This window comes from Paenibacillus sp. FSL K6-2441 (assembly GCF_037964765.1).
Classification (GTDB): domain Bacteria; phylum Bacillota; class Bacilli; order Paenibacillales; family Paenibacillaceae; genus Fontibacillus; species Fontibacillus phoenicis.
Genome location: NZ_CP150174.1, coordinates 4613576 through 4635244, shown reverse-complemented (window position 1 = coordinate 4635244; position 21669 = coordinate 4613576). Strand labels below are relative to the sequence as shown.

The window sequence follows — 21669 nt, the reverse complement described above, 5'->3', positions numbered from 1 at the left end:
TTATTCGGAATAAATTAAAAATTCAAGAAAAGATCGGGGGATTGTGTGATGGAGCGGAAATCCTTTCAATTAGGCGATATTGTACAAATGAAGAAAAACCATCCTTGCGGGAGCAACGAAATGGAAATTATCCGGATGGGCATGGATATCCGCATTAAATGTATCGGCTGCAAACACAGCGTGTTGGTGCCTCGGGCGAAGTTCGAGAAGAATATGCGCAAAGTGCTCCGGTCGGCGGCTCTAGCACCAGAAAATACGGCGTCGGACGGGCAATCACCACCTGGAGAATAAGTAATTTATGGGATGAAGGGTACTCTCTATTGCAATCGGAATGAATTCATGGTACAATCATTCTTGCTGTGGAGAGGTACCCAAGAGGCCCAAGGGGGTTGACTCGAAATCAACTAGGCGTCGCAAGGCGTGCGTGGGTTCGAATCCCACCCTCTCCGCCATCATCTAAATATTGCCTAGAGACGAACTCTTACGTATGCGTAGGAGTTTTTTTGTTTTATGTATAAACTTATGCAAAAGCAAGAAGGACCCTTTCGGGTCCTTCCTGTGGTTGACGGCGAACTTTATTGGAAATTCTCTTCTCAGCGACAAACAGAAACATTCGATGTTTGCCTTAGCAAGCACGAATTAGGGAAGAGGGGTCTTCACTAACTCGTGATCTGACGCTTCTACAAGTCGTGAACAAGATCTCCTTGCGGTTTGTTTCTCGCGGAACCCTTTAACTGGACCAACGGAACCACACCTCTCTTGCTCGCCGTCGATTGTATTATGTGCAGGATTCGCGGTTTTATACACGCCCAGTAAAACGGAATGAATTGGTTAATGGACGCGGGCTTTCTCTTCTTTTTTCCACTTGCGGTTCTTGTTGGACGTCTCAGGGAATTTATCGCCCTTCTTCAACTTAATCCGCTTTGGATTTTGAATTTGCGTATGAAAGCTCCGCGCCTCACCAACCTCCACATATACCCCTGGGTTTGGAGCGCGCATGCCTTCTTCATATTCTGTTTGTTCACCCATACAGCGTTCCTCCTTTCGAACTTTAGCTTGGAATCCATGCTTATTGTTTGTCGAAGGGATGGAATCATGTACGGCAGGGGCCCGATAATTATTGACAAGCATAAATGAAATGAAGCCGATTTTGGGGCTTAGAGGAAACCGTACGAACGGATGAAAAGGGAAAGGCATATCAAACCCGCAGTTACAGAAAAGATTGGCTGCTTGCACACCCACGTCCAATTTGATATACTACTATGGTGCGAGTTTACTCTCGCTCCTTGCTCCTGAACGGAATACGTATTGGGGGCCATAGTCCAAGAGGAGGTGAATCAGAATGCGCAAATACGAAGTGATGTACATTATTCGTCCTGACGTTGAACAAGAAGCTGTTCAAGCTACAGTCGAAAAATTCCAAGGCATCATCCAAAACGGTGGTGAAATTACCAAACATGAAGTTTTGGGCAAACGCCGGCTTGCGTATGAGATTAACAAGGTTCGTGATGGAATTTACGTTCTCGTGAATTTCACCGCTGCTCCAGAAGTTGTTGCTGAGCTGGAACGCATCTTGAAGATTTCCGACGAGGTTATCCGTTATCTCATTACGAAAGACGTAGCCTAATTCAAGTTTGAGTAACCATTGCCCGAAGGAGGGGATTTGATTGTTGAACCGTGTCATTCTCATCGGACGTCTTACCCGGGATCCGGAGCTACGATATACGCCAGCTGGCGTAGCGGTAACTCAGTTTACGCTTGCTGTGGACAGACCGTTCACCTCGCAAGGGGGCGAACGTGAGGCGGATTTCATCCCGGTTGTCACCTGGAGACAGCTTGCCGAGACTTGCGCTAACTATTTGCGTAAAGGGCGGTTAACGGCTGTTGAAGGACGTATTCAAGTACGGAACTACGAAAATAACGAAGGCAAGCGTGTATACGTAACCGAAGTTATTGCCGATAATGTCCGTTTCTTGGAATCGAACCGCGAGGGCGGTGCAGGTGGCGGCGGTACGCGGGAAGAGTCACCGTTCGGAGGCGGCAGCAGCCGTGGCGGCGGATTCTCGCGCAGCAATCAGAACGATCCTTTCTCCGACGACGGGAAACCGATCGATATATCGGATGACGATTTGCCATTTTAACAACGGAAAGGACTGAAAAGCATGAGCTTCAAGCAAAGAGAAGGCGGAGACGACAAAAGACCGGCTCGCCGCGGCGGCCGCAACAAACGTCGTAAAGTGTGCTACTTCACTGTGAATAAAATTACTCACATTGACTATAAAGATACGGAGCTGTTGAAGAAATTCATCAGCGAACGCGGCAAAATTTTGCCTCGCCGTGTAACTGGCACCAGCGCGAAATACCAACGCCTTTTGACGATTGCAATCAAACGCTCCCGTCAAATCGCATTGCTTCCATACACAACGGAATAAGCGTAATCTGTTAGAGCGACAACCGAACCCATTAGGTTCGGTTGTTTTTTTGTTTCTATACGAAAAGGACTTAAGTCATGGAGATTAGTGCGCTTACGACAAATTCCAAGTAAACCGATAAAGAATAAAGTCGACATATGGCGAGAAAGAGAGAATAAACTCGAAAATTGTTAACACTAACAGTAAAGTGTGAGTAAGAAAAATTAACATTCAACTTTTTGCAAACGCTTCATATTAATAAATTCTATAAAATATTAGTAATTGAAGGGTGAAAAAGGGCCGATAAACAATTAAAAAATTATTGACGTAAGATATTTTCACATGTATTATGATCAATAATTGAACTGGTGCATATCCCCTGATAGGGACCGGCTTAAGACACTTATTAACCGATGGTTTATATCAAACCTATGTCACACTTTGTTACAAACGGCTGACGTTGTGTCTCTGTTTTTAGGGTATGTAGTCATGGGGAGATAGAACCATAGGGAGCGTAAGTAAGTTGTTTTATCCAGGATTAAGCACTGTGAGAAGCAACTAGAGAGTGATGAAGGGGGAGGTCGGAAGGAACATCCTGGCAAGAGGAAAGCAAGACGAACTGCACGTTCTCAACAATTAACAAGGAGGAGTCAACTCACATGGTGGCAAAGAAGAGAAGATTATGGTCCATCTTACTTATTTTATCCCTCGTAGGTATTTTGTTTGCAGGCTGCAGTACCAATAACACAGCTTCCAACACGCCGACTCCGACAGAGAACAACACAACTCCAGAGAATACAACGGAACCGGAAACAGAACCAACGGCAGATGAGCCGGTGGATGGTGGTACGATTGTGCTTTCAACATTTTCGGATATTGTTACTTTAAATCCTATTTTTATTGGTGATACTTCTTCCGGAGATGTGGAGCAGTTCCTTTTCGCCAAGCTGTACGATATTGACCGTGAAGGGAATGTGGTTGTTGAGCCTTGGTCTTTGGCCGCCGAGCCACCGCAAATTTCTGAGGACGGTTTAACGTATACCGTGAAACTGAAGGATACCGCAAAATGGAATGACGGGCAGCCGGTAACGGCCGACGACATCGTATTTACATTTGATACGATTCGTAACCCAGAAACGGGTTCCCCAGCGATCAGCTCCTTCGATAAGGTAGAGAGCGTTACAAAAGTGGATGATTTGACCGTCAACATTAAGTTGCAATCCGTTTACGCTCCGTTCTTATATACGCTGGTTACCGATTTGGTCCCTTACCATGTGTTGAAGGATGTTCCTGTGAAGGAGCTTCAACAACATCCATATGGTACAGATCCATCGAAAACCGTAACGAACGGGCCATGGAAGTGGACAGAATGGAAACAAGGCGAAAGCCACACGTTGGATCTCGATCCAAACTACTGGGGTACGCAGAAGCCGCATATTCATCAAGTCATCTATAAAATTTATGCCGACCAAAACACCCAAGTTCAAGCCTTGTTGAAAGGTGATGCAGACCATATCAGCGCCATTCCGGTGACACAGGTTGAAGCTGTTAAATCGAATAAGGATATTAACGTCATCCAAAAACCGGGTCCGACTTACGAATACGTCGGGTTTAACTTCGATCCGAAGAACTTCCCGGACAACTACGGTTTGTTCCAAAGTCAAAAGACAAGACAGGCGATTGCCTACGCGATTAACCGTCAAGGGATGGTTGACAATGTCTTGAAAGGCGTCGGTGCGCTGATGAACGCTCCGTTCCTGCCGGACACTTGGGCAGATCCGAAGGATGCCGCTGTCAATTATAACTATGACACTGAGAAAGCAAAACAATTACTGGCAGAAGACGGTTGGGTTCCAGGCAAAGACGGGATCCTCGAGAAAGATGGTCACCGCTTCTCCTTCGAACTGCAATATAACGCCGGCAACAGCCGCCGTGAACAAGTGGCTGCGATTATCCAACAAAACTTGAGTGATGTTGGTATCGAAGTCACGCCAAAAGGCATCGACTTTGCTGCATGGATCGATCAGAACGTAAACCCAGGTAAATATCAAGCCATTTTGTTGGCATGGTCCCTGAACAATCCGGATCCGGATGCAGAAAGCATTTATTCCTCGAAGTACTTCCCGCCGGCAGGGCAAAACACCGGCTGGTACAAGAACGAAAAGCTCGACCAATTGTGGGTAGACGGCTACTCCACGGTCGATCAAACGGAACGTCAAGCGATCTATAAGGAACTGGCGAAGGAAATTTCTACAGACTTGCCATATGTATTCCTTTATCAATATGGTAACGCCATCGGTACCGGTCCGAGAGTTCATTGGAAAGAAGAAGACCGTCCGGAGCCATCGTTGGGATACGGATACTACTTCCATCTGATCAACTGGTGGGTAACGGAATAAGGAGAAGAGCGGATACAGGAAATAGAACCGCAGGAGGGGAAAGGGAGTATTCTCTTTCTCCTTCTCCCTTTCAAGATAAATTTTTGATCCTGCGGATCTATACCTATCTAATCTTAGGAGGATAAAAGATGACAGAATATCTGATCCGTCGCTTGTTGCAATCGGTCTTGGTAATTTTCTTGATTACCGTCGTGACGTTTTTGCTGATCCATGCCGCTCCGGGGGGACCGACCCAAATGATGCTTGCACCGGGGTTATCTCCGGAGGCATTCGAGCAGCAAAGACAGAATCTCGGTCTGGATAAACCCTTGCCGGTTCAATATCTCCGGTGGGTTGGGGACTTGCTGCAGGGTGACTTAGGGTACACATTCAAAAACCATTTGCCAGTTGGGGATTTGCTGTGGCCCCGCATCGGAAATACGTTCATTTTAATGGGCTCTGCTTGGTTGTTAACCTTGATTATCGCGCTCCCTTGGGGCATTTATAACAGTACGAAAGAATATGGATTATCTGATCAGACGGCATCCTTTATTTCTTATTTAGGTTTTGCTATGCCAACCTTCTGGTTCGGTATTCTTTTGCAACAATGGTTCTCGTTGGGCCTCGATTGGCTGCCTCTATCGGACATGCACTCTAGGGGGAAAGAAGACAGTCTTGTCGACCTATTCATGCATCTGGTGCTTCCGGTCACCGTATTGTCGTTAGGTTTCCTTGCTTCTTATATTAAATATGCCCGCGCAAGTATGTTGGAGGTCCTCGAAATGGATTACATCCGCACGGCTCGGGCGAAGGGTGTTAAGGAAAGAAAGGTCGTGTTCCGACACGCTTTACGTAATGCGCTTATTCCGATCATCACCATTTTAGGACTGGATTTACCGCTGCTCGTCGGCGGCGCTGCTCTTACGGAGAACGTATTTAACTGGCCGGGGATGGGGCGCCTCTATGTCGAGATGGCTACGGCGCGGGAATACTCCGTTCTAATGGCGATTACGATCGTTACTTCGGTTATGGTTATCCTCGGAAGCTTACTCGCGGATATTCTGTATGCGATCGTAGACCCGCGGGTTAAATTGGGTGGAAAGGGGACGAAAGCAGCATGAGTGATCTAAAGGTGACGATATCGCCAGGAGCGTCTCCCAACGTGCCAACTCCTGAGCCAAATCATGCGCTGGACCCCCGAAACGCGGTAGATGCACTTTCTGCCAAGAAGCCGCTTGGTCCTTGGGGGTTATTATGGAGAAAGTTTTCGCATAATCCCTACGCAATGACGGGATTAGTGTTGTTACTGATCTTTATTTTGGCTGCGATTTTTGCGCCTTGGCTTACCAAGTATGATCCGGCAAAGATCGATTTGATGTACCCGAATCTGCCGGCAGGGACCGATGGGCATCTGTTGGGCACGGATGAATTAGGTCGTGACGTTTTCACAAGGCTGCTGTACAGTGCAAGAATTTCCTTAATCATTGGTTTTTCCGTCGCTTTGGCTTCGGTTGTGATCGGGTCGATTATCGGCGCGCTATCCGGCTATTTCGGCGGATGGGTCGATACGGTCTTCATGCGGATCGTCGACGTGATGAACTCGGTACCTACGTTGTTCCTGAACATCTTGGTACTCGCGATTTTCGGATCAGACATGAAATATATGATTATGATATTGGCCTTCACCAGCTGGATGAGTATCGCACGGTTGGTGCGCGGGAACTTCCTTCAATTACGGGAAATGCAGTATGTTGAAGCCGCGCGTGCTATCGGGGTATCCAATACAGGCATTATTTTCCGTCATTTATTGCGAAACTCTACGTTTCCGATTATCGTGAACGCTACCTTGATGGTCGGTTCGGCGATTTTGAGCGAATCGGCGCTGTCTTACCTTGGCTTAGGCATCCAGCCGCCGGCGACAAGCTGGGGATTGATGTTAAGCAATGCGCAAGAATTTATGCTCGTTGATAAAATGCAGGCAGTTTATCCCGGCTTATGCATCTTGATCGTCGTTCTTGCGGTGAATTTCATCGGGGACGGCATCCGCGATGCGCTGGATCCAAGACAGAATCTGAATAAATCCCGGAGGAGGCTGGCAAAATGGCGGAGAAACTTCTCGAAATCCGGAAACTGACGGCGGGCTTCTTAACGGAAAATGGGGTCGTCAAAGCGACGGACCGGATCTCGTTATCCATAGACAAGGGACAGACGGTTTGCTTGGTTGGTGAATCGGGAAGCGGAAAGAGCGTCACCTCGCTCGCCATCATGCGGCTGATCGATTACGCCGGCGGAACGATCATGGAGGGCAGCATTAAGTTTCGCGGCCAGGACTTAGCCGCTAAGAAACAGGAAGAGATGCGGCAGATTCGCGGCAACCAAATTGCGATGATCTTTCAGGACCCTATGTCAGCGTTAAACCCGGTATTTACGGTAGGGGACCAGATTGCCGAAAGCTTGCGGCTGCATCAGAACAAGAACGCCGATGAGGCTTGGAGCATGGCCGTTAACCTGCTGAAGCTCGTGGGGATTCCTGCCCCGGAAATTCGCGCTAAGCAATACCCGCACGAATTGTCGGGCGGGATGTGCCAACGGGTCGTCATTGCCATCGCCTTAGCCTGCAATCCGGAGCTGCTGATTGCCGACGAACCAACCACTGCGCTGGATGTGACGGTACAGGCGCAAATTCTTGATTTGTTGCGGAAGCTGCAGGCCGAACTTGGCATGTCCATTCTGCTAATTACCCATGACATGGGCGTAGCTGCAGAAATGGCAGATCGGGTCGCTGTCATGTATGCGGGGGCGATCGTCGAGGAGGGGCCGGTGGAGGATATCTTTAATCAGCCTAGCCACCCGTACACTTCGGGGCTGCTTCAATCGATCCCGGGATTTGAAGGGGAACGGGGAGGCGAGCTGTACACGATCCAAGGGACGATACCGCCGATCGGTCAACTGCCTTCCGGCTGCCGGTTTCACCCCCGCTGCCCGCATGCGACGGAAGTTTGCCGGCAGAAGGAACCGCCAGAGTTTATGGTCGGAGCAGATCATCGCGCGTCCTGCTGGCTTTATGAGGATAAGCCAGTAAGCAAGAGCGATGACCACAGCAGCAGAGATGAGGTGAAACTCGCATGACGACGGAAACGGTAAATGTTGAGGTCAAGCAACCGGGCGGTTTGAAGTCCGAAGAGGTTTTAGTAGATATCCGCGGGATTAAGAAGTATTTTCCGATTCATAAAGGCCTGCTCAGCCGGGTCGTTGGTCAAGTGAAAGCGGTGGATGATGTATCCTTAGCGATTCGCCAAGGAGAAACCTTCGGGCTCGTCGGCGAATCCGGCTGCGGCAAATCGACGTTGGGGCGCGTTATTCTTCGCTTGCAAGGCGCCACGGAAGGGGAAGTCATCTACCAGGGGCGGGATATTCATTCTTTGCGGGGGCAAGAGCTCCGGAAGCTTCGGGAAGAGATGCAGATTATTTTCCAGGATCCGTTTGGTTCCTTAAACCCTCGTTTTCTAGTGAAGGATATCATCGGCGAGCCTTTACGTGTCCACCGCAACCTCACTGCCAAGCAAGTGGATGCTAGAGTTGTTGAACTGATGGAGCTGGTAGGGCTGGACGCCAGCCGGCGCAATCGCTATCCGCATGAATTTTCCGGCGGTCAGCGGCAACGGATCGGTATTGCCCGGGCAATAGCGCTGAACCCGAAGTTTATCGTAGCGGATGAGGCGGTATCGGCGTTGGACGTGTCCGTGCAATCACAGGTAATTAACCTGTTGATGAAGCTGCAGCGTGAGCTAGGATTGACGTTCCTCTTTATCGCCCACGGCCTGAACGTCGTTCGGCACATCTCCGATCGGGTCGGAGTCATGTATTTGGGTAAGCTGGTAGAGGTCGGAGAGACGGAGACGTTATTCGCTTCGCCGCTGCATCCGTATACAGCCGCTTTATTGTCGGCCATTCCAAAGCCGACGCCAGGTCGGAAGCGGGAACGGATCGTGCTGCAGGGGGATGTTCCTTCTCCCGCAAATCCGCCTTCCGGATGCCGCTTCCACACCCGCTGTCCGTTTGCCCAGGAGCAATGCGCCAAGGTGGAACCGCCATTGATTGAGGCAGCTCCCGGACGCCAAGTGGCTTGCCACTTCCCGTTGCAACCGGAGACCGTGTTGGCTTAAACAGACGCCTTCTCGCAAAAAACAGGCTGGTTCATGACGGTAGAGGTCCGATCTCCGGTAGGAGCGGGCCTCCCTTCTTTTTTCGCCCAAGCTTCATTGGTTAGTTGACCAGCATCTACATATCTCGCATTGTTGTACCCGATTTCCTCGATGTGTTATAGTACAAAGCGGTAGAGTTGTTTTGAAAAATGATAGATAAGTTAAGTCAAGGATGAGCAAAAACGTAGTGATATGGCAGATAGAGAAGGAAATCAACCAGAATGGCGATGGAGGCGTAAAAAACCATGATCGAACGTCGTAACAGAAAGAAGATGAAATCGAAGAATAAACGCAAGAAAATCGCGTGGATTGTACTCATAGTTCTGTTGGTGGCGGGGGCCGGGGGATATTTGTTCCGCAAGCCGCTTGCTGTGATGGCCTTTGACTTGTTCTTGTCAGGCAAAGTCGAGGAGACGTTGGAACGCTCGTATGCCCCGCTGGAAGGGGAAGAGACCCGTCCGGTGGAGCCGGCGGAAGAGAAGATGAAGCCGTTCAGCACCCTGCTGCTGGGCGTGGATCAACGGAATAACGAGCCTGCCCGTTCCGATACGATGATCTATGCGGTGGTGCGCCCGGAGGATGCCAAGGTGTTGTTGATTTCTATTCCGCGCGATACCTACACCGAGATCGTTGGCAAGGGTGATGAAGACAAGATTAATCATGCGTATGCTTTTGGCGGGGAGAAGATGGCCAAGGATACGGTGGAGAATTTCATCGGCTATCCGGTTGATTACTATGCGGCTGTTAACTTCCAAGGGGTGCGTGACATTGTGGACGCGCTGGGCGGCGTAGAGCTGCCGATTACAAAGGATATTGTCAATAAACAAGCGGATCATGAGAAGTTTACGATTAAAGCAAATAAACCGTTGTACGACGGTACGGAGGCGCTCAACTTCGTCCGTTATCGGGAAGACAGTGATTTTAACCGGACAAAACGACATCAGGTGTTCCTGAACGCCATGGTGAACCGGATGTTAAAGCTGAACCAAGTGACAAAAATCCCTGAATTAATCAACCTGATGGGGGATAATTTTAAAACCGACTTGCCGCCAAGCCAAATCATCGAATTGTCCAAGAAGGTCTTGTTGGGAGATACTTCTCCGCAAATTAGCGGCTTTACGATTTTAGGCAAAGGCATTCGGATCAACGGGGTTTATTATGATAAAGCGAATGAAGAGGATGTTGATTTCGCCAAAGAGATGATCGACAATTGGCTGAACCCGGATACGGAGGCGTCCGATTTGATTCTGCCGGAATCCCGTGATGCAGAGAAGACAGATGCGGGGCAAAACGGCGCGCAAGGAACGGCGGCAAATACGAGCAAGAATGAGTAATCGTGGGGCATCATACCTTAGATTATAATGTGAATATACCCTGATTTCAGACAACGGCAGTCCGGAGTTCCGGCTGCCGCTTTCATGCCGCCGGTTCTGGAACAACTTCGGTTTCGAAACGTATCAAATAGGGGAGTCTGAATGAAAGGATGAGGAGGATTTCGTTCTCATGAACATAGCGTTTTTTCTGCTTCCGAAAAATGACGTGGTCACCATGACATTGGAGTCCACGTTACGGCAGACGCTGGAGCGTATGGAGTATCACCGTTATACGGCCGTGCCGATCATCGATCACGATGGGGTGTATGTCGGTACAGTCACGGAAGGCGATTTATTATGGCACATGAAAAATTCGAGCGGCAAGATTACTTTTGAGACCGCTTCAAAATTTCTCCTGAAGGACGTGCCGCTGAAGATGGACATCAAGCCGGTACGAATCGATGCCGATATGGAGGATTTGATTAATCTGGCGAAGGTGCAGAACTTCGTGCCGGTTGTCGATGACCGGTGCCGGTTTATTGGGATCGTGCGGCGCAGTCAGATCATCGAATATTGCGAGAAGTTCGTGACCCGCAATACGGCACAAACCCAATAAATCCTAAAGGTTTGCGTCTTTTGTGGCGTTTGCTATATGCTATAATGAAGAATAAAGCTTTTTTCGGGGAGGGTCGAAGCTGTCCGCGATGCAAAGGGAAATGGATGTAGCCAAACGTGCCAAAGTGATTGAATGGCTCAAAACGGAAGTAGTCGATCACGTATCCCGTTTGTTTAAAGCATTATGGGAAGGCAGCACGACACGGGTAACGGACAGTCTTGCCAGCCTGATCGTCAGCAGTTATATTTTGGGGCGGAGACTAGGTGTTTCCTATCGGGATATGGATGACAGCATCTTGGAGAAACTGAGAAAACATAAGCAGGAGGGTCACCAGCTCGAGGATTGGTATCAAGATATTTCTACCCTGGAAGAACATATGTCTAAGAGGTGAACCCATTTGAAGTTACGCTGGACATCGGTGGCCTGGAGCGCCGCATATTTGCTGCTTCTGTTGTCACTTGCAACTCCGCTGACCGTGATCACGATGTTTTTTCTGATCGTGCCGGGCATTTTGCTGTATACGACCTTGTCAACAAGAGTGTTTCTTGTGCACGTGGCGGCGGTCTGGCTGGCGTTTGCGTTGATCTTCGGCCCGCTGAGCTTGCTGCAGGCCGTCTATTTTATTATTCCTTCGATCGTGATGGGCTATTTATATAAGAAAAGAAGCCCGGCGTTCCGCACGGTCATGGCGGGAGCCGGCACCATTTTGCTGGAATTTTTGCTGGTTCTGCTGATCAGCACAGTCTTCTTCGACTTTAATCTGGCTAACGCGATTGAGGACCTGGTGAATGCGGCCATGGCTCCGTTCACGAATGTCGCCGATAGCTCGCTGACCGGCACCATTGTCTGGTCGCCGGAGATGAGCCAGCAATTCTCCAGCCTGACGGTGCGGATGATTCCCTTTACGATGATCGTCTGCTCGTTGCTTATGGCTGCGGTAGCCCATGCGATCTCCCGGCCTACGTTGTCCAGCTTGGGTCATGCGGTGCCGAAGCTGCCGCCGATCCGCGATTGGCGGCTGCCGCGTTCGCTGATTTGGTACTATTTGATCGGCGTGTTGCTGCAGTGGTTTGGCGGAGACGCGGTAAGCCAAGGATTCCTGGGCACGATTGTGCTGAATCTGATGCCGCTGCTGCAATTTCTCTTTATGGTGCAAACGGCAAGCTTCTTCTTCTTTGCCGCCTATCATCGCAAGTGGAATCCGGTGATTCCGATTCTGCTCATTGTAGCGCTGTTGTTTATTCCGCCGCTTCGAATCGTGGGGATTTTGGACATTGCATTCCCGCTGCGGGATATGATTACGAGACCAAGACGATAGGGTGAGAAGGCATGCCAAATGTTTTGCAAAAACGTTGGTACGGTTACCAGACCGTATGGATGTTCATGCTTCAGTTGCTGCTCGTCATCTTCGTCTCCTACTTCAACTGGATCTTGGGGCTGGTGAGCTTATGCCTCGTGGGTGTGCTGACCTACAGCATGCTGCGGGCGGAGCGGCAGTTCCGCCAAGAGCTGATTCGATACGTGACCGATTTAAACTACCGGATCAAGCGGGTGGAAGGTGAGGCGATCAGTAAGCTTCCGTTTGGTTTGATCCTGTACAGCGAAGAACGGACGGTCGAATGGCATAATCATTTCGTGGCTGGCATGTACGGCAAAGATTCCGTCGTGGGCCAGCCGCTGTCCGAGCTGCTGCCGCAGCTCCCCTTACCAAGCCGCGATAAGAAGGATGGGGCGGGGGCTCGGACGACGGTCGAAGTGATGGTTGGGGATCGTTACTATGAGCTTACCATCGATGCGAACGAGCGGATTATTTATCTCCATGACATGACGGAGCTGGCGGTGCTGCGCAGACGGTATGAAGACGAACGGGCCGCGCTGGGCATCGTGCTGCTGGACAATCTGGATGAAGCCACCCAGGGCATGGACGACCAGCAGCGGACCGCCTTGATCGCCCGCGTGGCGACGGCGATTACGGAATGGGCCAAACAGTACCGCGTGTACCTGCGGCGACTGTCCTCCGAGCGATATCTGATGATTCTGAATCAGAAATCGCTGGACGAACTCGAGCAGAGCCGGTTCGTCATTCTGGACGAGGTCCGCGAAATGACCGCGGACCTGAAGGTGCCGATTACGCTCAGCATCGGCCTCGCTTTTGGCGCCGAGCGCTTCAGTGAGCTGGGCGAACTCGCCCAGTCCAGCTTGGATATGGCGCTCGGCCGTGGGGGCGACCAGGCCGCTGTCAAGGCCGGTCAGCGGCTCTCTTTCTATGGCGGCAAATCCGGCGCCATAGAGAAGCGGACGCGCGTCCGCGCCCGCGTCATCGCGCATGCTTTGCGCGATTTGATGCAGGAGAGCGACCGCGTCATCATCATGGGCCATCGCGTACCGGACCTCGACGTGATTGGCGCCTCCATCGGCGTGCTGAAGGCCGCCGATATGTACAAGGTCGAGGCCCACATCGTGCTGGATGGCCCGAACCCGGCGATTGAGCGCCTGATGGAGCGCATCAACAAAGAAGAAGCCTTGCTCCGGCGGTTTATCTCGCCGGAGCAGGCCATGCATTTGATGACCGAGCACACGCTGCTCGTGCTCGTTGATACGCATAAGGCTTCCATGACGATGGAGCCTCGGCTCGTTGAAGAAGCGAGCCGCGTCGTCATCGTGGACCACCACCGCCGCGGCGAGGAATTTGTGACCGATGCGGTGCTCGTCTATCTGGAGCCTTATGCTTCCTCGGCCTGCGAGCTCGTCACCGAGCTGCTGCAGTACATTCACGAGAAGGTGGAGCTCAGTCCGCTTGAAGCAACGACGCTGCTTGCGGGCATCACCGTCGATACGAAGCATTTCGCGCTCCATACCGGCTCGCGGACGTTTGAAGCCGCAGCCTTCCTCCGCCGAAACGGGGCGGACACGGTGATGGTACAGCGATTGCTGAAGGAAGATCTGCAGGAGTACATCGCCAAGGCCGATATCATCAAGCATGCCCGGATGATCAAAGGGCACATCGCTTTGGCGGTGACGGAGCCCAATCGCAAAATTCCACAGATGTTAATTGCACAAGTTGCGGATACGCTGCTCAATATGACCGGCGTCCTGGCGTCCTTTGTCATCAGCGAGCGGCCGGACGGTTTAATTGGCATCAGCGCCCGGTCGCTGGGGAGCATGAACGTGCAGGTGGTCATGGAGCGGCTGGGCGGCGGCGGACATTTAACGAATGCGGCGGTTCAATTGGAAGGCACCCAGGCGGAAGCAGAGAAGAAACTGCTCGCCGTCCTGGATGAAATAGAGAAGGAAGAGGGGTTGTTCGAATGAAAGTGATCTTCTTGCAAGATGTCAAAGGTCAAGGGAAAAAGGGAGAAATCAAAAACGTCTCCGAAGGGTATGCGCAAAACTTCCTGATTCCGCGCGGGCTGGTGCGTCCGGCCACCGAAGGGAATGTGAAGACGCTGGAGCAGCAAACAGCAGCGGAGCAGAAGCGGAAGCAGAAGGAGAAGGAAGAGGCCATCGAACTCGGCAAGAAGCTGGAGGAGATGACCGTGCAATTGAAAGCGAAAGCCGGAGAAGGCGGCCGTTTGTTTGGTGCAATTACGAGCAAGCAGGTTGCCGAGGCGCTGGAGAAAGCCGGCGTGAAGCTGGATAAACGCAAAATCGAAATGCATGAGCCGATCCGTACGCTGGGCGTAACGCAAGTGCCGGTGAAGCTGCATCCCGAAGTGAAGTCGACGTTGAAGGTTCAAGTGACGGAGGAATAAGATGAGCGGCGATCTGTTTTTTGACCGGATCCCCCCGCAAAATCTAGAAGCAGAGCAGGCGGTACTTGGGGCAGTGCTGCTGCAATCGGAAGCACTTATTACCGCGATGGAGCGGGTGCGGACCGAGGATTTTTACGATAAGCCTCATCAATTAATCTTTGAAGCGATGGTTCAACTCGGCGAGGAAGGCAAGCCGATTGACCTTGTGACGTTAACTGCCAAGCTGAAGGACCGCGGTGAGCTGGAGGAGATCGGCGGCGTCAGTTATTTGGCCAAGCTGGCCCATGCCGTACCGACGGCAGCCAACGTGGATTATTACGCACGGATCATCGAAGAGAAATCGATGCTGCGGCGCTTAATTCGCACGGCTACGCAAATCGTCAGCGACGGTTATGCCGGCGGTGAAGACGTAGCGGACATGTTGAGCGATGCCGAGCGGCGCATTCTGGAGATCTCCAACCGCCGTTCGGGCAGCGGGTTTATCCCGATTCGCGATGTGCTGATGGAAGTGTTCGAGCGCGTTGAGACGCTGCATCAGAACCGCGGAACAACCACCGGGATTCCTTCCGGGTTCGTTGATTTAGACCGCATGACGGCGGGCTTCCAGCGCAGTGACTTGATTATCGTTGCGGCGCGCCCTTCCGTAGGTAAAACGGCGTTTGCCTTGAACATTGCCCAGAATGTCGCCGTACGAGCGAAAGAAACCGTGGCCATCTTCAGTCTGGAGATGTCCGCAGCTCAGTTGGTGCAGCGGATGATCTGCGCCGAAGCGAACCTCGATGCCAGCGTAATGCGGACCGGGGATTTCAAGAGCGATGACGATTGGGCGAAGCTGACGATGGGGATTGCGGCCTTGTCGGAAGCGGAGATTTATATTGACGATACCCCTGGCGTAACCGTGGCGGATATCCGGGCGAAATGCCGCCGGCTCAAGAAGGAACGCGGTCTGGGCATGATCGTGATCGACTACCTGCAGCTGATCCAAGGCCGGGGCAAACCCGGCGAGAATCGGCAGCAGGAGGTCTCGGAAATCTCCCGGACCCTCAAGCAAATTGGCCGGGAGCTCGAAGTGCCCGTGATCGCCTTGTCTCAGTTAAGCCGGGGCGTTGAGCAGCGGCAGGACAAGCGTCCGATGATGTCTGACCTTCGGGAATCGGGTTCCATCGAGCAGGACGCCGATATCGTAGCGTTCCTGTACCGGGACGATTATTACAACCAAGAAACCGAGAAAAAGAACATTATCGAAATCATCATAGCGAAACAACGGAACGGCCCAGTAGGGACCGTTGAGTTGGTGTTCTTGAAGAACTTTAACAAGTTCGCCAATTATGAGCGGGCGCATGCGGATGCGTTCGCAGGTTAGGCTGAACTGAGAACAGGAATCATCTTGATCCAAGGACTGACGATCTTCGTCAGTCCTTTTTTTTCGTGTTTGGGATAGGTTTCGAGTTAAACAATCGAACCTTCCATTCTCATCTATGGGACAATTATGGGACAATCTAGGGGATTAAACCAGAAATATAAACAATTTTCGACACATTCCATATCATGGAATATATGCCTGCGACTTGTCTGTACGCAGGAAGAAATGACTGTATAATTTAGATTTGTAAGGAAATGAAAGTTGCGGAAAGAGGGTGTAAATTATAAGTTCTCATTCAAGATATCGGACGAGCTTCTTCAACTTCGTGATCCAGTAGAGAAAGAACTCAAATGGAGGTATGGGAGAGGATGAAGATGGAAATGAACGGCAAGCCAGATGTACGGGATTGGTTCCCAAGTGAAGACGGAAATTCGGCACAGCAGAAGCGAATGTTAGATCTAATCGAACAACTGGTTCGCGGCGTAGATGAGTTGAAGGACCCCGAAGGCGTTAACTTGAAAGGGGAGAAGCGGCGGGATGCGAATTTCTATGGCGAGCTGGCGGCGGAAAGCGAGATCCCCCAAGTAGGTGCCCCGATGGAAAATGTCAACGAAGAGTTACTCAAGTTACTGCACGGCCATCCCTATCATACGAAATACTTTTTTACGAATATTTTGCCGATGGCTTCGATTCCCGGCATGCTGGGGATGCTGACGGCCATGTTGGTCAATGGGAACAACCTTTGGGATGTCTATGGGCCAGCCGGTGCTGAAGCAGAGGTTCGGGTCATCGCCATGATGTCCAAGCTGGTCGGCTACGATGCCGCAACCAGCGGAGGATATACGACATGGGGCGGTCAGGGAGCCGTCTTTTCCGGCCTGCGCATTGCGATTGCCAAAGCGGTGCCGGACGCGCTGAAGCGGGGGGTTCCCAACAACCTGTTCGCGTTCTGTTCCGAGGCAGCTCATTACAGCTTGCTTAAGTCGGTGGAAGCGACCGGGCTCGGCAGCGATCGACTGGTTAAGGTCAAAACTTTACCTGACAGCTCGATGGACATTGCCGATTTGAAACGGAAACTGGAATCCGTTGCCCGAATGGGAGGCGTGCCAGTTTATATTGTGGCTACAACAGGAACGACGGATGCCATCGGGATTGACGATATCGGCCAGATTCGCGCCGTCGCGGAGGAAAACGCAAAGCGGTTTGGTTTGCCATGCCCGCATATCCATGCGGATTCTGCCCTTGGCGGTTTCTTTGCCTTCTTTAATGACTACGACATGGAACAAAATCCGCTGGGGTTCAGCGATGGCGTCCTCGCGATGCTGGAGCCGATCCGGCGTAAAATGCAGATGCTCTCACTCGCGGATTCCCTGTGCTTTGATTTTCAGAAGCTGGGCCAAGCTCCGTACGTATCCAGTTTGTTTCTCCTGAAAAATGCGGCCGATCTCAAGCTCATGGATCTGGAAGCGGAGGATACGCCGTACGTAGGTCACCGGGGATATGGCGAATACCATACCGGCTATACGTTGGAATGCTCCCGGATGGCAAGTTCGATCAGCATGTACAGCTTGTTGCTGTCCTTTGGTACAGAAGGGTATCAGCGCTTGTTGGGGCAGTTCCTGGAAGTGAACCGGGTGTTCCGCGAGCAGCTGATAGCAGAAATTCCGCAGGCGGACATTGCGAATCCAGACAACCCGGGTATTTCTACGCTGATCCGCATCTATTTGCAGGGAAGCCCGAGGTTTGCCGACGAAATCTCAGGGGCCTGCTCCGCACGGGAAATCGAACGCAGCAACCAGCTGAACGAGCGGTTGTTCGAGAAGCTGGGGGAACGCCGCGACCGGATATTCTTTGGCGATACGAAGAAGCATCTGTTGGTCGGCTCGTCCGAAGGGCGGGAGATTCCGCTGTACGTGAGCAAATTTTTTGTCATTTCACCGCATACTCAGCCGGAGCATGTGCATGAAATCGTGCAATATTTGAAAGAATGCGTCACTGAGGTATGTGAAGCCTTTGGCGTACCGGCAGTGAACTAAGGAATTGATCTATGCATTGACCCAGCAACGACCGCAACATATCAACCAACCCAGGAGATGAACTCGCAGTGAAAGATAAAATAAAGCGTTTACTGTTCGGACATATCTCTTCAAAGATCATGGTAGGCATGGCAGGTTTGCTCCTGAGCACAGTGGTTTGCTTCATCGGGCTGATCACCATCGTGAATTCAACGCTGAGCAGTGAACTGAAGAACGAACTGGATCACCGGCTGGAGAACAATATCCGCATCGTACAAAGGGAACTGGATCGAATTGAAGGCAACAAGCTGGAAATCGACGGCACCGACAGTCCGCTGTATCAGGAAACCCGCCAATCGATGGATCGGCTCAAGGAACTTTACAATTTGGAAAACGTGTATATCTTGTCGAACGATGGGGGCACGGAACGTATCATCGCTTTATCTGACACAGAAGGCGATTATAATATGGAGTATCCGTTTTCCGAAGAAATGAGACAGGCCATTGCGAACAACCAAGAAACGGTTAGCAGCATCTATAAAGATGAGTACGGCATACATAAATCGATATTTGTTCCTTTGAATAATGAAAATGGCACCACCGCAGGGCTGCTGGGGATCGATCTCGATGCCTCTGTCATCCCGGAAGCCGCTTCAGCAGTGCTATGGTACAGCACCGCGATCACCATTTTCGTTCTCGTCATCGGCTTGCTGTTCGCTTACCTGCTGGGCCGAACGATTGCGAAGCCGATCAAAACGCTGGTGCATATGACAGAACGTTTGGCGACCGGCGATTTGACCCAGGAGATCGAAATTCGGAGCCGCGATGAGGTCGGACGGCTCGCTGAGGCGTTTGGGAGGATGAGCGGCAATATGAAACAGTTGATCGGTCATATTTCCGCTTCGTCCCTCGAGGTATCGGGGACCAGTACCCAGCTGATGCATGTTACCAAAGAGTCCAGCGAAAGCGCGCAGCAGGTAGCGATTTCGATGAACAATATGAGTGAAGGCATTAATGAGGTTGTGGAATCGATCGCCCACAGCTCGGTGTCGGTGCAGGAAATTCAACAGCAGCTGAACGGCGTTGTCACCGATGTCAACACCATGCAGTCGATCGCTGAGAAGGTCAGCAAGCAATCGTCTGAGGGACAAAACATGGTGGATGAGACGCTGCGTCACATGAACAAGATCGAACAGGTGATGCAACATTCGGAAACGATGGCAGGACAACTGGAGGAGCACTCCCGGGAGATTGGCGAAGTGATCAACATGATCACGGATGTCGCACAACAGACGAATCTGTTGGCGTTGAATGCCTCCATCGAAGCGGCACGGGTCGGCGAATTGGGCCGTGGCTTTGCTGTGGTCGCCGGTGAAGTGCGCAAGCTGGCTGAACAATCGGCTGTAGCCGCCTCGTCGATTACCGAACTGGTCGCCGGGACGCAGGAAAATAGCCGACTCGTCATCGAAAGCATCGGCGAAGGCAGCCGGGCGATCGAAGAGGGCCAGGAATGGATGAGCAAGACGCATCAAAATTTCCGGGAGATCTTCCAAGGCATCAGCGATTTCTCGGCCCGGACCGATCAACTGCTGCAGTCGCTGCTGCTGGTGGAAAACTCCTATCAAAGCATTTCCGCCTCGGTGCAGCAAATTTCCGGCGTGACGCAGGAGCAGGCTGCTTCTTCTGAGGAAGTCGCTGCAGCGTCCGAACAACAAAGCGCAGCCATGCAGGAAATCGCGGGGGCGATTCGTCAGCTCTCGGCATTGTCTGAGAATTTGCAGCAGGCCGTGGCGATCTTTAAATTATAAGCAAGATTCGTGTTTCGTTTAGCTATTGAGGTGCCATTGCCAATCCGGGCTTCGCTTGGATTCGGCGAGGCATCCTCTTTTTTTGGAAACAGTAATTCCGAACATTTGTAAAATTAAACAGAAACATCGTTCGCTTTTCAATTTGACTTTAAAAATGGAGCCTGTTAAACTGGTATTGCTGCGTTAAAGCGATAGATGGTCGGGTTGACGTTAGCGGCGCGTTTGTTAGCGCGTACAATTTGGAGGAAGTGTCGGATCAGCCTAAGGTTGGCGGAAAGCCATCCGCAAGACGAAGGCTGTCTTTTGCAATGTTCAAATACAGGTGCTTGACGCACCAAGCGGGGGAATGTACATGTCAACGGTAGTCGTTGTAGGAACGCAATGGGGAGACGAAGGTAAAGGTAAAATCACGGATTTCTTGGCGGAAAGCGCCGATGTGGTGGCCCGTTATCAAGGCGGTAACAACGCCGGTCACACCATTCTTATCGACGGCAAGAAGTACAAACTCACCTTGATTCCGTCAGGCATCTTTAATCAAAATAAACGTTGTGTCATCGGCAATGGGGTTGTTATCAACCCGGCTGCCCTGATTGATGAAATCAACTACGTGGAAGAGAACGGTTTTAGTACGAAGAATCTCGTGATCAGCGATCGGGCTCATGTGATTTTGCCGTATCATTTGGTCTTGGATAAGTTGGAGGAAGAGCGTAAGGGAGAGAACAAGATCGGAACGACCGGGAAAGGGATCGGGCCGGCATATATGGATAAAGCCTCCCGCAGCGGGATTCGGATCGCTGATTTGATGGATGCCGAGGAGTTTGAAACGAAGCTGCGTCACATCATGAAGGAGAAGAATCATCTGATCGAGACCATTTACGGCGGGCAGCCGCTGGACGTAGAGGAAGTGCTGCAGCAGTATCTGGAATATGCGGAAATCCTGCGTCCGTACGTCGCGGATACGTCGGTGGTTTTGAACGATGCGATCGATGCCGGACAGAAGGTGTTGTTCGAGGGCGCGCAAGGCGTCATGCTCGACATCGACCAAGGGACCTATCCGTTCGTGACATCGTCCAATCCGTCGGCCGGCGGGGTTTGCAACGGCAGCGGCGTAGGACCTACGAAAATTCATCAGATCATCGGGGTGGCGAAAGCGTACACCACCCGCGTCGGCGACGGTCCGTTCCCGACCGAGCTGTTCGACGAAGTGGGCGACATGATTCGTGAGACGGGCCATGAATACGGAACGGTTACCGGGCGTCCGCGCCGGGTAGGCTGGTTCGACAGCGTGGTGGTCCGCCATACGCGCCGCGTCAGCGGCTTGACCGGGCTGTCGCTGAACTCCTTGGACGTGTTGACCGGTCTCAAGACCGTCAAAATCTGCACTGGCTATAAATACCGCGGTGAGATTATCACTCACTATCCGGCTAGTCTCAAGGTGCTTGCTGAATGCGAAGCGGTGTATGAGGAAATGCCAGGTTGGTCGGAGGATATCTCGGGTGCGAAAACGCTGGAGGATCTCCCGGAAACAACCCGGAATTACGTCCGCCGGATCTCGGAATTGACCGGTGTGCCTATCGCGATTTTCTCGGTTGGCCGTAACCGCAGTCAAACCAATCAGGTGTTGCCGATTTACGAATAATCCAATAGGGTAGACGATTCAGACGATCTCTAAGCCGCCGAACGAGCGATGTGTTCATCCTTGGGTAGGCGGTTTCTTTTTCTAGTTTAGCCTCCTAGCTTAGGTTGAAATCTGGTTTTGCCGTCCATACTGAAGGTTGAGAGACTAGATTCTTAGGCAGTAGGAGGAA

General features: G+C 51.4%; 20 protein-coding genes and 1 tRNA gene. 20 read left to right on the top strand and 1 reads right to left on the bottom strand.

What is annotated here, in order from left to right:
* Positions 1-48: 48 nt before the first annotated feature.
* Together NSQ80_RS21375 and NSQ80_RS21370 are read left to right on the top strand one after the other, a co-directional pair.
* Entirely contained in the window at positions 49-291 is a 243-nt protein-coding gene (locus NSQ80_RS21375) for a DUF951 domain-containing protein (protein WP_036644074.1), read from the top strand.
* Between the two features lie 70 nt (positions 292-361).
* Positions 362-452 (top strand) — tRNA-Ser (locus NSQ80_RS21370).
* A 379-nt stretch (positions 453-831) separates the two neighbouring features.
* On the opposite strand, the gene NSQ80_RS21365 is transcribed toward NSQ80_RS21370, so the two are convergent.
* Positions 832-1029 (bottom strand): YjzC family protein, encoded by a 198-nt coding sequence (locus NSQ80_RS21365; protein WP_009223357.1) that lies wholly within the window; start codon positions 1027-1029, stop codon positions 832-834.
* A gap of 313 nt (positions 1030-1342) precedes the next feature.
* Here NSQ80_RS21365 and rpsF point away from each other — a divergent pair, with 313 nt between their 5' ends.
* The 18 genes from rpsF to NSQ80_RS21275 all read left to right on the top strand — a co-directional run bounded on the left by rpsF (position 1343) and on the right by NSQ80_RS21275 (position 21500).
* The gene (rpsF, locus tag NSQ80_RS21360) at positions 1343-1627 is read left to right on the top strand and encodes a 30S ribosomal protein S6 (RefSeq protein WP_009223358.1); all 285 of its coding nucleotides are present in this window, start codon (positions 1343-1345) and stop codon (positions 1625-1627) included.
* 40 nt (positions 1628-1667) lie between these two features.
* On the top strand, positions 1668-2141 hold the full coding sequence (ssb, locus tag NSQ80_RS21355; RefSeq protein ID WP_009223359.1) for a single-stranded DNA-binding protein: 474 nt from the start codon (positions 1668-1670) through the stop codon (positions 2139-2141).
* A gap of 21 nt (positions 2142-2162) precedes the next feature.
* Complete coding sequence (rpsR, locus tag NSQ80_RS21350; RefSeq protein ID WP_009223360.1) at positions 2163-2432, top strand: 30S ribosomal protein S18; 270 nt, start codon at positions 2163-2165, stop codon at positions 2430-2432.
* A gap of 638 nt (positions 2433-3070) precedes the next feature.
* Complete coding sequence (locus tag NSQ80_RS21345; protein WP_339300796.1) at positions 3071-4810, top strand: peptide-binding protein; 1740 nt, start codon at positions 3071-3073, stop codon at positions 4808-4810.
* A 128-nt stretch (positions 4811-4938) separates the two neighbouring features.
* Positions 4939-5910, top strand: a complete 972-nt coding sequence (locus NSQ80_RS21340) for an ABC transporter permease (protein WP_260071869.1) — start codon at positions 4939-4941, stop codon at positions 5908-5910.
* Complete coding sequence (locus NSQ80_RS21335) at positions 5907-6923, top strand: ABC transporter permease (protein ID WP_323078312.1); 1017 nt, start codon at positions 5907-5909, stop codon at positions 6921-6923. Before NSQ80_RS21340 ends, NSQ80_RS21335 begins: the two co-directional genes overlap by 4 nt.
* Positions 6890-7918, top strand: coding sequence for an ABC transporter ATP-binding protein (locus NSQ80_RS21330; RefSeq protein WP_323078311.1), 1029 nt, complete (start codon positions 6890-6892; stop codon positions 7916-7918). Before NSQ80_RS21335 ends, NSQ80_RS21330 begins: the two co-directional genes overlap by 34 nt.
* Positions 7915-8955 carry a dipeptide ABC transporter ATP-binding protein gene (locus NSQ80_RS21325; protein WP_339300793.1) on the top strand — a complete coding sequence of 347 codons (1041 nt, stop codon included), beginning with the start codon at positions 7915-7917 and terminating at the stop codon, positions 8953-8955. The genes NSQ80_RS21330 and NSQ80_RS21325 overlap by 4 nt, the downstream gene beginning before the upstream one ends.
* A 284-nt stretch (positions 8956-9239) precedes the next feature.
* A complete protein-coding gene (locus NSQ80_RS21320) occupies positions 9240-10328 on the top strand; it encodes an LCP family protein (protein WP_339300791.1) in 1089 nt (362 codons plus the stop codon).
* Between the two features lie 169 nt (positions 10329-10497).
* Complete coding sequence (locus NSQ80_RS21315) at positions 10498-10923, top strand: CBS domain-containing protein (protein ID WP_016314560.1); 426 nt, start codon at positions 10498-10500, stop codon at positions 10921-10923.
* Positions 10924-11011: 88 nt separating this feature from the next.
* Positions 11012-11314: a MazG-like family protein gene (locus NSQ80_RS21310; RefSeq protein WP_028539295.1), complete on the top strand. Its 303-nt coding sequence runs from the start codon at positions 11012-11014 to the stop codon at positions 11312-11314.
* A gap of 6 nt (positions 11315-11320) precedes the next feature.
* Positions 11321-12241: a DUF2232 domain-containing protein gene (locus NSQ80_RS21305; protein ID WP_339300788.1), complete on the top strand. Its 921-nt coding sequence runs from the start codon at positions 11321-11323 to the stop codon at positions 12239-12241.
* 11 nt (positions 12242-12252) lie between these two features.
* Positions 12253-14235 carry a DHH family phosphoesterase gene (locus tag NSQ80_RS21300; protein WP_260071868.1) on the top strand — a complete coding sequence of 661 codons (1983 nt, stop codon included), beginning with the start codon at positions 12253-12255 and terminating at the stop codon, positions 14233-14235.
* Entirely contained in the window at positions 14232-14675 is a 444-nt protein-coding gene (gene rplI / locus NSQ80_RS21295; RefSeq protein ID WP_260071867.1) for a 50S ribosomal protein L9, read from the top strand. Before NSQ80_RS21300 ends, rplI begins: the two co-directional genes overlap by 4 nt.
* 1 nt (position 14676) lies before the next feature.
* The gene (gene dnaB, locus NSQ80_RS21290; protein WP_009223372.1) at positions 14677-16038 is read left to right on the top strand and encodes a replicative DNA helicase; all 1362 of its coding nucleotides are present in this window, start codon (positions 14677-14679) and stop codon (positions 16036-16038) included.
* A gap of 374 nt (positions 16039-16412) precedes the next feature.
* The gene (locus tag NSQ80_RS21285; protein ID WP_339302202.1) at positions 16413-18074 is read left to right on the top strand and encodes a pyridoxal-dependent decarboxylase; all 1662 of its coding nucleotides are present in this window, start codon (positions 16413-16415) and stop codon (positions 18072-18074) included.
* Positions 18075-18193: 119 nt separating this feature from the next.
* Positions 18194-19861 (top strand): methyl-accepting chemotaxis protein, encoded by a 1668-nt coding sequence (locus NSQ80_RS21280; protein ID WP_339302201.1) that lies wholly within the window; start codon positions 18194-18196, stop codon positions 19859-19861.
* A 352-nt stretch (positions 19862-20213) separates the two neighbouring features.
* Positions 20214-21500, top strand: coding sequence for an adenylosuccinate synthase (locus NSQ80_RS21275; protein ID WP_009223375.1), 1287 nt, complete (start codon positions 20214-20216; stop codon positions 21498-21500).
* Positions 21501-21669: the final 169 nt, after the last annotated feature.